This is a genomic window from Paraburkholderia sp. J94, from assembly GCF_905220285.1.
Lineage (GTDB): Bacteria > Pseudomonadota > Gammaproteobacteria > Burkholderiales > Burkholderiaceae > Paraburkholderia > Paraburkholderia tropica_A.
The window spans coordinates 25,722-39,081 of record NZ_CAJMZH010000021.1; the positions used below are offsets into that span (position 1 = coordinate 25,722).

Genomic DNA, 13,360 nt, shown 5'->3' on the forward strand with positions numbered 1-13,360 from the left:
GAGCGGCGCAGCGAACGACGGCGGCCTGCGGGCCGCCGTTTTTTTGCGCGCGCGAGTTGCGCTCGATCCGCACACGATCCGCGTGATTACCCACGCGGCACCGCCACGCGCGGCATGCCGGTTGCTGGGAACGCGCTACGCTACTGCCTTTGCGCATTGCCGCGCAGTCCTGCGCCGCTGCACGCCCTGCTGCATGCCCTGCTGCACGCGCTGTCTCACGCCCTTTCGTTTCCGCAAGGTGCCCCGCATGTCGACGCCGAATCGTCCGCGCGCTGTTTTCCGCATCGTCCTGATCGCGGCGATCGTCGTTGCGGTGCTCGTGCTCGGCGCGCTCGGCGGCCTCTATGCGTTGCAGCGCGAGGCGAAATCGCGCATCGAGGCGGCGCTCGCGCCCGTCGGCACGGCGTCGCGCATCCACGTCGCGTTCACGCTCGATTCGGTCGAACTCGACGACGTGCGCCTCAAGCCGCCGCCCGACTGGCCCACCGCCGACACGCTGCACGCGCGCCGCATCACCATCACGCCCGATCTGCGCGCGCTGCTCGCGCATCGCGTGCATATCCGCGACGTCACGGTCAGCGACTTCGCGATGACGGTCCTGCGCCGCCAGAACGGCACGATCCAGATCCTGCCGAATCTGCGCAAGGAAATGGCCGCCGCCGCGCCGCCGGAATCGGGCGGTTCGGACACCGCACTTTCGGACAAAACCCAGCTTCCCGCCGACAAGTTGATCGACCACATCGGTTTCGAGAATGGCGTGTTCGACTTCTACGACCGCTCGGTGGGCAATCCGCCGTGGCGCGTGACGGTCAGCGATGCGCAGGCGTCGGTCGATCACGTGCATCTGCCCGCGCTCGCCGAGCCGACGCGCATCTCCGTGACCGGCGCGCTCAAAGGCCCGCAGCACACCGGTCGCGTGAGCTTCGGCGGCTGGGTCCGCATCGCGAACAAGGACTCGCAGACGCGCACGACGCTGCGCGACGTCGACATCACGATGCTCGATCCGTATCTGCTGAAAAAGGCGGGGCCGAAGGCGAACGTCACGGGCGGCACGCTCGACCTCGACCTGAACGCGACGGTGAGCGCCTACCGCATCCACGCGCCCGGCACGATCACGCTGCATCAGCTGCAACTGGCCGAAAGCAGCGACCCGCTCGACACCTTTCTCTCGATTCCGACGCGCGCCGCCGTGGCCGCGCTCAAGACGCGCAAGGGCAATATCCGGCTGCGCTTCGTGCTCGACGGCAATCTGCACGATCCGAAATTCCGCCTCGACGAAAGCCTGATGACCGAGTTGCGCGCGGGTTTCGCGCAGGCGCTCGGCGTGAGCGCGCAAGGCGTGGCGCAGGGCGCGGGGCAGACCGCGAAGGGCATCGCCGACGCGCTGCGCAGCCTGCTGCAACCGGCCACGCCCGCGTCGGCGGCGTCGAAATAAGCGAAGGAAAGCGCGAGGACCGCGCGAGAAAACCGCGCCTCAGACCGGCAGGCCGAGCGCGCGCAACTGGGCGTCGGTCTGCGCGTTGCTCGTGTGATGCACGCCGTGCCAGCCGAGCGCCGTGGCGGCTTGCGCGTTGTGCGCATTGTCGTCGATGAAGACGATTTCGGCGGGTTGCACGCCCGGCAATTGCGCCTCGATGCGGCGGAACATCTCGTGGAAGATCGCCGGATCGGGCTTCACGAGCTTCACGCGTCCCGAGACCACCACGTCGCGGCAGCGCCGCAGGATGCCGAAGCGCTCCCACGCCCACGGAAAGGTCTCGGCGGACCAGTTCGTGAGACCGAAGATCGGCACGTCGGCCGCCTCCAGACGCTCGAACGTGGCCACGCCGCCTTCGAGCAGGCCGCCGATCATCTCGTGCCAGCGCTCGTAGAACGCGCGGATCAGCGCTTCGTGCTCGGGGAAGCGCCCGACCAGTTCCTCGGTGCCGACGGCGATGGGCTCGCCGCCGTCCTGGCGCACCACCCAGTCCATCGCGCAGACATGGGTGAGAAACCAGCGGCGCTCGCCGTCGTCGGGAATCAGCTTGCGATAGAGATACTCAGGACTCCAGTCGACCAGCACGCCACCGAAGTCGAACACCACTGCCTTGATCGCCATGCTCGCCATACGTTTGCGCTCCGTTGATTTGCCGCGCTGCTCCGCGAACGTCAAAGCGCGGCGGAAGAGAGATCAGATCGGCTGCGTGCGTTTTTCGAGCCACGCGAGCGCGTCGCCGCTCACGTGCGGCGACACGCGCACGCGCACCGTCTGGTGGTACGCATTGAGCCACACGCGCTCGTCCTCGCGCAACAGCGCCAGATCAATGCAGCGCGTGTCGATCGGGCAGAGCGTGAGCGTCTCGAATTTCAGGAAATCGCCGAACTCGGTTTTTTCAGCGGGCTGGTTCAGCACCAGATTTTCGATGCGCACGCCCCACTTGCCCGGACGATAGATGCCCGGCTCGACCGACGTGATCATGCCCTCTTCCATCGCCGTCCACGCCTCGGCGGGCGCGTAGTGCGAGATGACCTGCGGACCTTCGTGCACGTTCAGAAAGTAGCCCACGCCGTGACCGGTGCCGTGGCCGTAATCGGCGCCCGCTTCCCAGATCGGCGCGCGCGCGAGCGCGTCGAGCATCGGCGAGCGGATGCCGCGCGGAAACTGCGCGCGCGACAGCGCCATCATGCCCTTGAGCACGAGCGTGAAATCGCGCTTCTGTTCGGCGCTCGGCGTGCCCACAGGCACGACGCGCGTGATGTCGGTCGTGCCGTCGAGATACTGGCCGCCCGAATCGATCAGCAGCAGGCCGTCGCCTTCGATCACCGCGTGCGATTCGGCGCTCGCGCGATAGTGCGGCATCGCGCCGTTCGCGTTGAAACCGGCGATCGTGCCGAACGACAGCGAGACGAAGCCCGGACGGCGTTTGCGCGCGGCCGTCAGCTGTTCGTCGATGGTGAGTTCGGTGATCGTTTCGCGGCCCTGCGCCGCTTCGAACCACGCGAAGAATTCGGCGAGCGCCGCGCCGTCCTGCTCCATCGTCGCGCGCACGTGTTCGGCTTCGGCGGCGGTCTTGCGCGACTTGAAGAAGGTGCTCGGATTGACCGACTCCACGAGCTTCACGGCCTTCGCGACCGCTTGCAGCAGGCCGTAAGTCACTCGGCGCGGATCGACCAGCAGCGCCGCTTCGGCGGGCAGCGCGGCGAGCGCTTTCGCGGCGTCGGCGTAGGGCGCGACGCGCACCTTGTCGCGCGCGAGCGATTGCGCGAGGTCGGCGCTCACCTTGCCGTCGGCGACGAACAGCGTGGCGTCGTCCGGGCCGATCAGCGCGTGCGCGACGAACACCGGGTTGTAGCTCACGTCGGCGCCGCGCAGGTTGAAGATCCACGCGAGGTCGTCGAGCGTCGAGACGAAATGCCAGTGCGCGCCCTTCTCCGCCATCGCGCGGCGCACCTGCTCCAGCTTGCCCGCGCGCGGCGTGTCGGCGTGCGGCGCGGCGTGCTCGTAGACCGGCGCGAGCGGCAGCGTCGGGCGGGCGCTCCAGACGTCGTCGAGCAGATCGAGGTCGGTGCGCAGCGTCACGCCGCGCGACGTCAGCGCGTCGCCCAGCGCGCGCGCCGCGGCCACGCCGAGCACCGCGCCGTCGACGGCCACCGTGCCGCCCGCGCGCACGTTCTGCGCGAGCCAGTCGACGTGCGGCGCGGTCTGCTGGCCGCCCATCATCTTCATCAGCGCGATGCCGGTGCCCGCGAGCTGCTGCTCGGCCTGCACCCAGTAGCGGCTGTCGACCCAGACGCCCGCGAAATCCTGCGTCACGACCAGCGTGCCGACCGAGCCCGTGAAACCCGAGAGCCATTCGCGCCCCTGCCAGCGGCCCGGCAGGTATTCGGACAGATGCGGATCGGCGGACGGCACGAGTGCCGCATCGACGTGCGCGCTCGCCATCGCGGCGCGCAGCGCGGCGATGCGTTGGGGAATCGTGGACGTTTCGGGAAGTCGGGCGTTCATGGTTTCACCTGCGTATGTGGGACCGGCACCTCAAGTGTGCCGAAAGATGCGAGTTTGGGTGCGTCAGCCGGTGGCCGGGCCACGGAGCGGGCATAAGCGAAAGCGGAAGCAGAAGCGGGCGTAGGAAAGCGCAAGGCGGCGTGCCGGAAAGCGGGAAGGTCAGCGCCGCGCGCGCAGCGCGACCGCCACCGCGACGAACACGAACGCCACGGCCGTGCAGACCGGCCATTCGAGCAGTTCGCCGTCGTGGAACAGGCCCGTGGCGCGGCCGGCCACCTTCGCGAGCGCGGCGCCGATGAGCGCCGCTGCGATAGCCAGCGCAAGGCCGCCGGATTGGGCGCCCCCGGCGCGACGCAGCGGATGGAACAACCAGCCCGCCAGCCCCACCGCGATGCCGAGCACGACGATACCGAGCCAGCCCATCAGCGATTTGTCCTGGGGATTTTCAGAAATGTCCGATAGGACCGTCGCGGCGCGGCGAATAGCATTTCTTTTGTCTCATTAACAACAGTGCTTTCACTGGAAAACGGTCGGCTCGGCGCTTCCCGCGTAGCGGTTGAGTGTAGGGGGCGGGATGGCGCAAGGCAAGCGCACCCGGCCCGGCGCGGCTGGAAACTGCTATGCGAATCGCCCTTGTCGAACCCGACACCCGTCACGCGGAAATCGTCGAACGCCTGCTCATCGCGGGCGGCCACGCGTGCCGGCATTTTCAGCACGCCGCCCCGCTCATGGCGGCACTCGAAGACCATACCTTCGACCTGCTGATCGCCGCCCACTGGTGCGGCGACCAGAGCGGCGACGAGCTCATCCCGCACGCGCGCCGCCTGCTGCCCGGCCTGCCCGCCATCATGCTGATGGCCTCGCCGCACGAGAGCGAGATCGTCGGCAGTCTCCAGGCGGGCGCCGACGACTGCATCAGCAAGCCCGTGCGCGGCCCCGAAATGCTCGCCCGCATCGACGCGCTGCTGCGCCGCGCTGGCGTGCGCCGTCCGCGCAACCGCGCGAGCCACGGTTTCGGCGACTATCTGTTCGATTCGGCGCGCTACGAAGTGTCTTTCCGGGGCCAGACCGTCACGCTCACGCCGAAGGAATTCCGCTTCGCGCTGCTGCTGTTCACCAATGCCTCGCGCCCCGTTTCTCGCGCGCGCATCCTCGAAACCGTGTGGAATTTGAACCGCGACGTAAGGTCGCGTACGCTGGACACACACGCCTCGCGGCTGCGCAGCAAGTTGCAGCTCGGACCCGAGCACGGCTGGCGTCTGACGACGTTGTACGGCTTCGGCTACCAACTCGAAAGACTGCCTATAAGCCCAGCGGAATAGCCCGACGTTGCCGGCGACAATGTCAGATGCGCGGAAAAGTTATAATATCCGCCTAAATCTTCGCCCCATGGTATGCAGCTTCTAACGATCGGAATCAATCACCACACCGCGCCCGTCGCCTTGCGCGAACGCGTGGCGTTTCCGCTCGAACAGATCAAGCCGGCTCTCGCCCTCTTCAAGGAAGCGTGGTCCGGCGGGCGCCGCAGCCTCAGCGCGCCCGAAGCCGCCATCCTCTCCACCTGCAACCGCACCGAGCTTTATTGCGCCACCGACGCGCACAGCTCGCGCGATTCCGCCGTGGAATGGCTCTCGCACTACCATGGCATCCGCGCGGAAGAACTCGCGCCGCACGTCTACACGCTGCCGCAGTCCGAAGCCGTGCGTCACGCCTTCCGCGTGGCCTCGGGGCTCGACTCGATGGTGCTCGGCGAAACCCAGATCGTCGGTCAGATGAAGACCGCGGTGCGCACGGCCACCGAGGCCGGCGCGCTCGGCACCTATCTGAACCAGTTGTTCCAGCGCACCTTCGCCGTGGCGAAGGAAGTGCGCAGCAGCACGGAAATCGGGGCGCAATCTGTCTCGATGGCCGCCGCCGCCGTGCGTCTCGCGCAGCGCATCTTCGACAAGATCGCGAACCAGCGCGTGCTGTTCATCGGCGCGGGCGAAATGATCGAGCTGTGCGCCGCGCACTTCGCCGCTCAGCAGCCGCGCGAACTGGTGGTGGCGAACCGCACCGCCGAACGCGGCCGCTATGTGGCGGAACGTTTCGGCGGCAAGTCGATTCCGCTGTCCGAACTGCCCTCGCGCATGCACGAGTTCGACATCATCGTGTCGTGCACGGCGTCCACGCTGCCGATCATCGGCCTCGGCGCGGTCGAGCGCGCAGTGAAGGCGCGCCGCCATCGTCCGATCTTCATGGTCGACCTCGCGGTGCCGCGCGATATCGAAGCCGAAGTCGGCCAGCTCGAAGACGTGTTCCTCTACACCGTCGACGACCTCGGCACGATCGTGCGCGAAGGCAATGCCTCGCGCCAGGCCGCCGTCGCGCAGGCCGAAACCATCATCGAAACGCGCGTCGCGAACTTCATGCAGTGGCTCGACACGCGCAGCATCGTGCCGGTCATCCGCCACATGCACACGCAGGCCGACACGCTGCGCCGCGCCGAACTCGAACGCGCGCGCAAGATGCTCGCGCGCGGCGACGATCCGGCCGCCGTGCTCGAAGCGCTCTCGCAGTCGCTGACCAACAAGCTGATCCACGGTCCGACGCAGGCGCTCAATTCGTCGAGCGGCGACCAGCGCGACTCGCTCATCGAAATGATGAGCGGCTTCTATCGCCACGGCCAGCCGGCCAAGGTCGGCAAGGCCGACGAAGCCGCGCCCGAAACCTCCACGCAGGCGTCGAACCTCGACGCGGCGTCCAACGCGTCCGGCTCCTCGGACCGTTAGCGGCATTCGCCGCAGCCTTTGCCGCGACTCCTGCGCACGCCGCGTGCGCATGCATTCCTGGGCATCCCGCCCGCCGCCCTACCCGAAAACCGCTTCGTACCGCCCGATGAAAACGAGCATGCAATCGAAGCTCGACCAGCTGACTACGCGCCTGGCCGAGCTGAACGACCTGTTGAGCCGTCCCGACGTGACGTCCAACCGCGACCAGTACCGCAAGCTCACGCGCGAGCACGCGGAAATCGGGCCGGTGGTCGAGCACTACGCGCTGTGGCGTCAGGCGAAGGACGACGAAACGGCCGCGAAGGACCTGCTCAGCGACGCCTCGATGCGCGATTTCGCCGAGGAAGAGGTGAAGGCCTCGCGCGAGCGCATGGCGCAGCTTCAGCATGAATTGCAGATGATGCTGCTGCCGAAGGACCCCAACGACGACCGCAACGTGTTCCTCGAAATCCGCGCGGGCACGGGCGGCGACGAATCGGCGCTGTTCGCGGGCGACCTGCTGCGCATGTATCTGCGCTACGCGGAGCGCAATCGCTGGCAGATCGAAATGATGTCGGCGAGCGAGTCCGATCTGGGCGGCTACAAGGAAGTGATCGTGCGCATCGCGGGCGAGGCGGCGTATTCGAAGCTCAAGTTCGAGTCGGGCGGCCATCGCGTGCAGCGCGTGCCCGCCACCGAAACGCAGGGGCGCATCCACACGTCCGCGTGCACGGTCGCGGTGATGCCGGAAGCCGACGAAATCGGCGAAGTGGAAATCAATCCCGCCGATCTGCGTATCGACACGTTCCGCGCCTCGGGCGCGGGCGGCCAGCACATCAACAAGACCGATTCGGCCGTGCGCGTGACGCACCTTCCGACCGGCATCGTCGTGGAATGTCAGGACGACCGCTCGCAGCACAAGAACAAGGATCGCGCGCTCAAGGTGCTGGCCGCGCGCATCAAGGACAAGCAGTATCAGGAGCAGCACGCGAAGGAAGCGGCCACGCGCAAGAGCCTCGTGGGCTCGGGCGACCGCTCGGAGCGGATTCGCACCTACAACTTCCCGCAAGGGCGTCTGACGGATCACCGGATCAATCTGACGCTGTACCGCCTGGAAGCGATCATGGACGGCGATCTCGGCGAACTGATCGGCGCGCTGCTCTCCGAGCATCAGGCGGAACAGCTGGCTTCGCTCGGCGACGCCGACTAAAGCGCACCGTTCTTCACTCATCGCCCCGCAACTGACCGCATCATGAGCGAACTCACCGCCGACGCCCTGCTGCGCGCCTCGCCGCTGCCCGCGCTCGAAGCGCGCATTCTGCTGATGCACGTGCTCGGCTGGCGCCGCACCGAACTCATCACGCGCGGCGACCGCGCGCTCGACGCCACGCCGGTCGCGGCCTACCGGGCGCTCGAAGCGCGCCGCGTGGCAGGCGAGCCGATCGCGCAACTCGTCGGCGCGCGCGAGTTCTTCGGCCTCGATTTCGACGTCACGCCCGACGTGCTGATCCCGCGCCCCGAAACCGAACTGCTGGTCGAAACCGCGCTGGCTGCGCTCGAAGGCATCGCGCAGCCACGCGTGCTCGATCTCGGCACGGGCAGCGGCGCGATTGCGGTGGCGATCGCCTCGGCGCGGCCCGACGCGCGCGTCTGGGCCGTCGACCGCTCGGACGCCGCACTCGCCGTAGCCGCGCGCAACGCCGCGAAGCTGCTCGACGCGCGTCGTCCCGGCGGCGCGCTCACCTTCGTCGCGGGCAGCTGGTACAACACGCTCGACGCCGCGCTGCGCTTCGAGGTCATCGTGAGCAATCCGCCCTATATCGCGAACGGCGATCCGCATCTCGACCAGGGCGACCTGCGCTTCGAGCCGCGCGGCGCGCTCACCGACGAGGCCGATGGCCTCTCGTGCCTGCGCGCGATCGTCGACGGCGCGCCGGAACGGCTCGTCGCGGGCGGCGCGCTCTGGATGGAACACGGCTACGACCAGGCCGCCGCGGTGCGCGCGCTGCTCGACGCGCGCGGCTTCGCGGACGTGCGCTCGGAACAGGATCTCGCGGGCATCGAACGCATCAGCGGCGGGCGCTTCGGCAGCCCGATCCGCGCATAGCCACGCCGAGCGCGCCCGGCTCGCGCCGACGAAATCCGCTATCATTTCACTCTGCAATCAACGTATTCCGCATCACTCAATCCCAAGGTCAGACATGGACACCCAACAGCGCATCAAGCAGATCGTCGACGAAAACGCCGTCGTCCTTTTCATGAAGGGCAACGCGCAGTTTCCGATGTGCGGCTTCTCGGGCCGCGCGGTGCAGATCCTGAAAGCCTGCGGCGTCGATCAGTTCAAGACCGTCAACGTGCTCGAGGACGACGAAGTCCGCCAGGGCATCAAGGAATTCTCGAACTGGCCCACGATTCCGCAGCTCTACGTGAAGGGCGAATTCATCGGCGGTTCGGACATCATGATGGAGATGTACCAGAACGGCGAACTGCAACAGCTGTTCACGGCGGCTTAAGCCCCCGAATCGCTTTGCCACGGAACGGCGGCGCGCCCTGCGCCCGTTGTTCCGCGCCGGTTTGAGGTCTTTCGGGCCGGCGCGCTTTTCCGCCTTCTTCGCGGATTCCCTCAGATTCCCCCGCCTTTTTCGCCGATCTTCCTCGTGAATGCCCTCCCCACCGCCACCGTTCCCCGCCGTCTGATCGTCGCGATCACGGGTGCCACGGGCGCGATTTACGGCGTGCGCATTCTGGAGACGCTGCGGCGTCTGGGCGGCGTCGAATCGCATCTGCTGATCTCGGCGGCTGGCTGGCTCAACATCCAGCACGAGTTGCAGCTGAGCAAAGAGGACCTGCACGCGCGCGCCGATGTCGTGCATTCGGTGCGCGATGTAGGCGCCACGATCGCCTCGGGTTCGTTCGCGACCGACGGCATGATCGTCGCGCCCTGCTCGATGAAGACGCTCGCGAGCGTCGCCCACGGCCTCTCGGACAACCTGATCGCGCGCGCCGCCGACGTCACGCTCAAGGAGCGCCGCCGCCTCGTGCTGCTGGTGCGCGAAACGCCGTTCAACCTCGCGCATCTGCGCAACATGACGGCCGTGACCGAAATGGGCGGTGTGATCTTTCCGCCGCTGCCGGCCTTCTACAACCAGCCTGCGTCGATCGACGAGATGGTCGATCACACAGTCGCGCGCGTGCTCGACCTGTTCGCGCTCGGACCGGCGCTCGCGCCCGCGTGGCCTGGGCTGCGCAGCACCGGCGACTAAGCTTTTAGCGCTGTGTTCGTGCCCCGCCGATTATCAACATCGGCGACACAATCAATTCGCTTGCCGCACATTTAATTCGCGAGAGTTGGGTCTTATATTGATCGTAACGCGAACTTTTCCGGCCGCCTCGCGCGGCTCACGATCATGACCACCCGTACTCCTACGCTTTTCCTGTCGCATGGCGCGCCCACTTTGCCGATCGACCCGTCGATGCCGCGCGAAGGCTTCGTCAAGCTGGCCGAACATCTGCCGCGCCCCGAGTCGATCCTGATGCTGTCGGCGCACTGGTACACGCAGCGCCCGGCCGTCAGCACCGCGACGCAGCCCGAGACCATCCACGACTTCTACGGCTTTCCGCGCGCGCTCTACGAGATCCAGTACCCGGCGCCCGGCGCGCCCGAGACCGCGCAACGCGCGGCGGCGCTGCTGCGCGCGCAGGGCGTGGAAGTCGACGAGGAAGCGCACGGCCTCGACCACGGCGCCTGGGTGCCGATGCTGCTGATGTTCCCGAACGCCGACGTGCCCGTCGCCCAGTTGTCGATCCAGCCGCGCGCCGACGCCGCGTATCACTTCGCGCTCGGCCGCGCGCTGCGCGAGTTGCGCGACGAAGGCGTGATGGTGGTCGGTTCGGGCCAGATCACGCATAACCTGCGTCAGGCCGACTTCTCGGCGCGCCCCGAGGATGCCGATCCGCGCGTCGCCGAATTCACCGACTGGTTCGAGTCGCACCTCGCCGCCCGCGACATCGACGCGCTGCTCGACTATCGCGCGAAGGCACCGCACGCGGTGCTGATGCACCCGACCGACGAGCATCTGCTACCGGTGTTCTCGGCGCTCGGTGCCGCCGACGACGACTACACGCTCGGCGTGCAGTCGCTCGGCACCTACCAGCGCGCGCTGGCGATGACGAACTACGTGTTCGGTTCGGCTACGGCGCAGTAAAACTGACAGACACACCAGACGTAAAAAAGCCCGCCTGAATCGCTTCAGGCGGGCTTTTTCTGCTTCGTTTCAGGCTGCCGCTGCGAACAGCGGCCGGAGCACCATTTAGTGTGCGCCGATGCCTTCGAGCACTTCGTCGTGTTCCTTGCGCTCTTCCAGATACGGCGTGCGGTAACCCGAGTTCACACCCCAGAAGTAGAAGCCCAGCGAGATGATCGCGACGACCAGCATGTCCCAGCCGTAGGGAATCAGGTCGTGGCCGCCGAACTGCTTCGAGCCGATCAGCGAGAGCACGGCCATCGTCGGCAGGTAGGCGCACAGCCACCATGCGGCCTTCAGATCCGCGCCCCAACCGCCGAAGCCCTGCTTCGCCTGGAAGTAGAAGTACACCGGCAGCGCGACGATCATCAGCAGAATGATTTCGCCCGTCAGCGGCCACTTCGCCCAGTACAGGATCATCGATGCGCAGACGAACGCGAACGGCGCGATCACCTTCATGAACGGCACCGACAGCGGGCGCTCGATGTCCGATGCCGCGCGCTTGAGCGCCATCAGGCTGATCGGGCCCGTGAGGTACGAGATCACGGTCGCAACCGAGATCACTGCCGCCAGCGAGCTCCAGCCGCGGAAGAAGAACATGAAGATGAACGACACGGCCAGGTTGAACCACATCGCCGGGCGCGGCACGCCGTAGAACGGGTGCACGTTGCCGAAGATCGACGGCATCGTGTTGTTGCGCTCCATTGCGTAGATCATGCGCGAGGTCGTCGCCATGTAGGTCGTGCCGGTGCCGCTCGGGCTCACGAATGCGTCGACGTACAGCAGGATCGCCAGCCAGTTCAGGTTCAGCGCGATCGCGAGTTCCGCGAACGGCGACTTGAAGTTGAACGTGTTCCAGCCCTTCGCCACGTCGGACGGATCGACCGCACCGATGTACGCAATCTGCAGCAGCACGTAGATCACGAGTGCGCAGACGATCGAGCCGATCACCGCGAACGGGATGCTCTTCGACGGATTACGCGCTTCGCCCGCGAGGTTGATCGGGCTCTGGAAGCCGTTGAACGCGAACACGATGCCGCTCGTCGCGACCGCCGTGAACACCGCCGACCAGCCGTAAGGCGCGAACGTGCTCGCCTCGCCGAAGTTCTCGTGGTGGAAACCCGTCGCCATCAGGCCGATGATCGTCAGACCCGGGATGATGAACTTGAAGATCGTGATGGCGCTATTGGCGCGCGCGAACAGCTTCACGCCCCAATAGTTGAGCATGAAGTACACGATCACGAGCAGCGCCGAGAGGCCCAGCCCGGAATGCGTTAATGACCCGTCGACGAACAGCGAGTGCGCCCACGGATAGGGCCACGTGCTCATGTATTGAATGGAAGCTTCGGCTTCGATCGGAATCACCGAGACGATGGCGATCCAGTTCGCCCAGGCGCTGATGAAGCCCACGAGCGCGCCGTGCGAGTAGCGCGCGTAGCGCACCATGCCGCCCGACTCCGGGAACATCGCACCGAGTTCGGCGTAGGTGAGCGCGATGGCCAGAATGACCACGGCACCGATCACCCAGGCGCAGACGGCTGCGGGGCCGGCAATTTTCGCCGCCTTCCATGCGCCGAACAGCCAGCCCGAACCGATAATCGACCCGAGGCCGGTGAACATCAGCGCGAACGGGCCGATGTTCCGTTGAATAGAACTTTTCACGTCTTCTCCTGTATCAAGAGCAGTTCGACACCGCGTGCCCCGTCTGTTGTGCGGGCGGGGTTCCAGCGGCGGTCGCACCTGCGCGCGGTCGATTGCACCCGAAGGCGCAACTCATGCGCGGCGCGTAGTTTAACGGTTGCACTGCCAAAAGGCGCTAAAAAACTGAGCGCACTACAAAAAAAACAGCAACTTAGCAAGCTTTGTAAGGCTTTGTTTCGACCCTGCCTCAAATATCTATGGAGTTACCCTGGGTCCCGGTTGACCTGGCAGGGAATTAGCCGTATAAAGATCGAGCAGGATTTCAAGCGGCGAGTGTGAATAGGTCTTTCGTAGTTCGCCCATCAACGGTACTCCGGCTGGTCCCATACCCCTTCCTTGATTTTCGTGCACCTCTCTGTGGCTTCGGCCTTCATTCATTTTTAGGAAAGTAATATGGAAACCGGTACCGTCAAGTGGTTCAATGACGCTAAGGGCTTTGGCTTTATCACTCCGGACGGCGGCGGCGAAGACCTGTTCGCGCACTTCTCGGAAATCAAGGTTGACGGCTTCAAGACGCTGCAAGAGAACCAAAAGGTTCAATTCGAAGTGCGTACCGGCCCGAAGGGCAAGCAAGCTGCCAACATCAAGCCGGTCTAAATACCGACTTCGACCGTCAGGGCTCTAACCTCGGCCCTGGCTGGCAAGCTTACAGAAAAACCCCATGCTTCTTCCTGAAGGTG

General features: G+C 66.1%; 12 protein-coding genes and 1 pseudogene. 9 read left to right on the forward strand and 4 right to left on the reverse strand.

All coding sequences use genetic code 11. The annotated features are described in order from the left end of the window. Positions 1 to 247: 247 nt before the first annotated feature. Positions 248 to 1,435: a DUF748 domain-containing protein gene (locus U4Y88_RS33315; RefSeq protein ID WP_321789139.1), complete on the forward strand. Its 1,188-nt coding sequence runs from the start codon at positions 248 to 250 to the stop codon at positions 1,433 to 1,435. Between the two features lie 39 nt (positions 1,436 to 1,474). Here the strand turns inward: U4Y88_RS33315 and U4Y88_RS33320 are convergent, their stop codons facing one another. The 3 genes from U4Y88_RS33320 to U4Y88_RS33330 all read right to left on the reverse strand — a co-directional run bounded on the left by U4Y88_RS33320 (position 1,475) and on the right by U4Y88_RS33330 (position 4,408). Continuing rightward, the gene (locus tag U4Y88_RS33320) at positions 1,475 to 2,098 is read right to left on the reverse strand and encodes an HAD family phosphatase (protein ID WP_321789205.1); all 624 of its coding nucleotides are present in this window, start codon (positions 2,096 to 2,098) and stop codon (positions 1,475 to 1,477) included. A 72-nt stretch (positions 2,099 to 2,170) separates the two neighbouring features. Further along, positions 2,171 to 3,985: an aminopeptidase P family protein gene (locus tag U4Y88_RS33325; RefSeq protein WP_321789141.1), complete on the reverse strand. Its 1,815-nt coding sequence runs from the start codon at positions 3,983 to 3,985 to the stop codon at positions 2,171 to 2,173. Positions 3,986 to 4,144: 159 nt separating this feature from the next. After that, on the reverse strand, positions 4,145 to 4,408 hold the full coding sequence (locus U4Y88_RS33330; RefSeq protein ID WP_321789143.1) for a hypothetical protein: 264 nt from the start codon (positions 4,406 to 4,408) through the stop codon (positions 4,145 to 4,147). Between the two features lie 197 nt (positions 4,409 to 4,605). Between U4Y88_RS33330 and U4Y88_RS33335 the strand changes: the two genes are divergently transcribed. From U4Y88_RS33335 to U4Y88_RS33365, 7 genes and pseudogenes are all read left to right on the forward strand, one after another. Continuing rightward, entirely contained in the window at positions 4,606 to 5,307 is a 702-nt protein-coding gene (locus U4Y88_RS33335) for a response regulator transcription factor (RefSeq protein WP_224016854.1), read from the forward strand. A 72-nt stretch (positions 5,308 to 5,379) separates the two neighbouring features. Next, positions 5,380 to 6,648 (forward strand): annotated as a pseudogene (hemA, locus tag U4Y88_RS33340) (glutamyl-tRNA reductase); the annotation flags it as partial. Between the two features lie 214 nt (positions 6,649 to 6,862). Continuing rightward, on the forward strand, positions 6,863 to 7,945 hold the full coding sequence (gene prfA, locus U4Y88_RS33345) for a peptide chain release factor 1 (protein WP_224016845.1): 1,083 nt from the start codon (positions 6,863 to 6,865) through the stop codon (positions 7,943 to 7,945). A 42-nt stretch (positions 7,946 to 7,987) separates the two neighbouring features. Further along, complete coding sequence (gene prmC, locus U4Y88_RS33350) at positions 7,988 to 8,842, forward strand: peptide chain release factor N(5)-glutamine methyltransferase (protein ID WP_321789144.1); 855 nt, start codon at positions 7,988 to 7,990, stop codon at positions 8,840 to 8,842. 94 nt (positions 8,843 to 8,936) lie between these two features. Then, the gene (gene grxD / locus U4Y88_RS33355; RefSeq protein ID WP_224012011.1) at positions 8,937 to 9,248 is read left to right on the forward strand and encodes a Grx4 family monothiol glutaredoxin; all 312 of its coding nucleotides are present in this window, start codon (positions 8,937 to 8,939) and stop codon (positions 9,246 to 9,248) included. A gap of 144 nt (positions 9,249 to 9,392) precedes the next feature. After that, a complete protein-coding gene (locus U4Y88_RS33360; RefSeq protein WP_321789146.1) occupies positions 9,393 to 9,998 on the forward strand; it encodes a UbiX family flavin prenyltransferase in 606 nt (201 codons plus the stop codon). Between the two features lie 144 nt (positions 9,999 to 10,142). Further along, entirely contained in the window at positions 10,143 to 10,940 is a 798-nt protein-coding gene (locus tag U4Y88_RS33365) for a DODA-type extradiol aromatic ring-opening family dioxygenase (protein ID WP_224012009.1), read from the forward strand. A gap of 105 nt (positions 10,941 to 11,045) precedes the next feature. Here U4Y88_RS33365 and U4Y88_RS33370 read toward each other — a convergent pair whose 3' ends face one another. Then, entirely contained in the window at positions 11,046 to 12,641 is a 1,596-nt protein-coding gene (locus U4Y88_RS33370; protein ID WP_310632556.1) for an APC family permease, read from the reverse strand. A gap of 432 nt (positions 12,642 to 13,073) precedes the next feature. On the opposite strand from U4Y88_RS33370, the gene U4Y88_RS33375 reads away from it, so the two are divergent. Continuing rightward, positions 13,074 to 13,277 carry a cold-shock protein gene (locus U4Y88_RS33375; RefSeq protein ID WP_027797379.1) on the forward strand — a complete coding sequence of 68 codons (204 nt, stop codon included), beginning with the start codon at positions 13,074 to 13,076 and terminating at the stop codon, positions 13,275 to 13,277. Positions 13,278 to 13,360 lie beyond the last annotated feature (83 nt).

Coding starts and splice junctions, on each gene's coding strand:
- prmC (WP_321789144.1), top strand. CDS start 7,988: ATGAGCGAACTCACCGCCGACGCCCTGCTGCGCGCCTCGCCGCTGCCC.
- U4Y88_RS33320 (WP_321789205.1), bottom strand. CDS start 2,098: ATGGCGATCAAGGCAGTGGTGTTCGACTTCGGTGGCGTGCTGGTCGAC.
- U4Y88_RS33335 (WP_224016854.1), top strand. CDS start 4,606: ATGCGAATCGCCCTTGTCGAACCCGACACCCGTCACGCGGAAATCGTC.
- U4Y88_RS33330 (WP_321789143.1), bottom strand. CDS start 4,408: ATGGGCTGGCTCGGTATCGTCGTGCTCGGCATCGCGGTGGGGCTGGCG.
- U4Y88_RS33325 (WP_321789141.1), bottom strand. CDS start 3,985: ATGAACGCCCGACTTCCCGAAACGTCCACGATTCCCCAACGCATCGCC.
- grxD (WP_224012011.1), top strand. CDS start 8,937: ATGGACACCCAACAGCGCATCAAGCAGATCGTCGACGAAAACGCCGTC.
- U4Y88_RS33365 (WP_224012009.1), top strand. CDS start 10,143: ATGACCACCCGTACTCCTACGCTTTTCCTGTCGCATGGCGCGCCCACT.
- U4Y88_RS33315 (WP_321789139.1), top strand. CDS start 248: ATGTCGACGCCGAATCGTCCGCGCGCTGTTTTCCGCATCGTCCTGATC.
- U4Y88_RS33375 (WP_027797379.1), top strand. CDS start 13,074: ATGGAAACCGGTACCGTCAAGTGGTTCAATGACGCTAAGGGCTTTGGC.
- prfA (WP_224016845.1), top strand. CDS start 6,863: ATGAAAACGAGCATGCAATCGAAGCTCGACCAGCTGACTACGCGCCTG.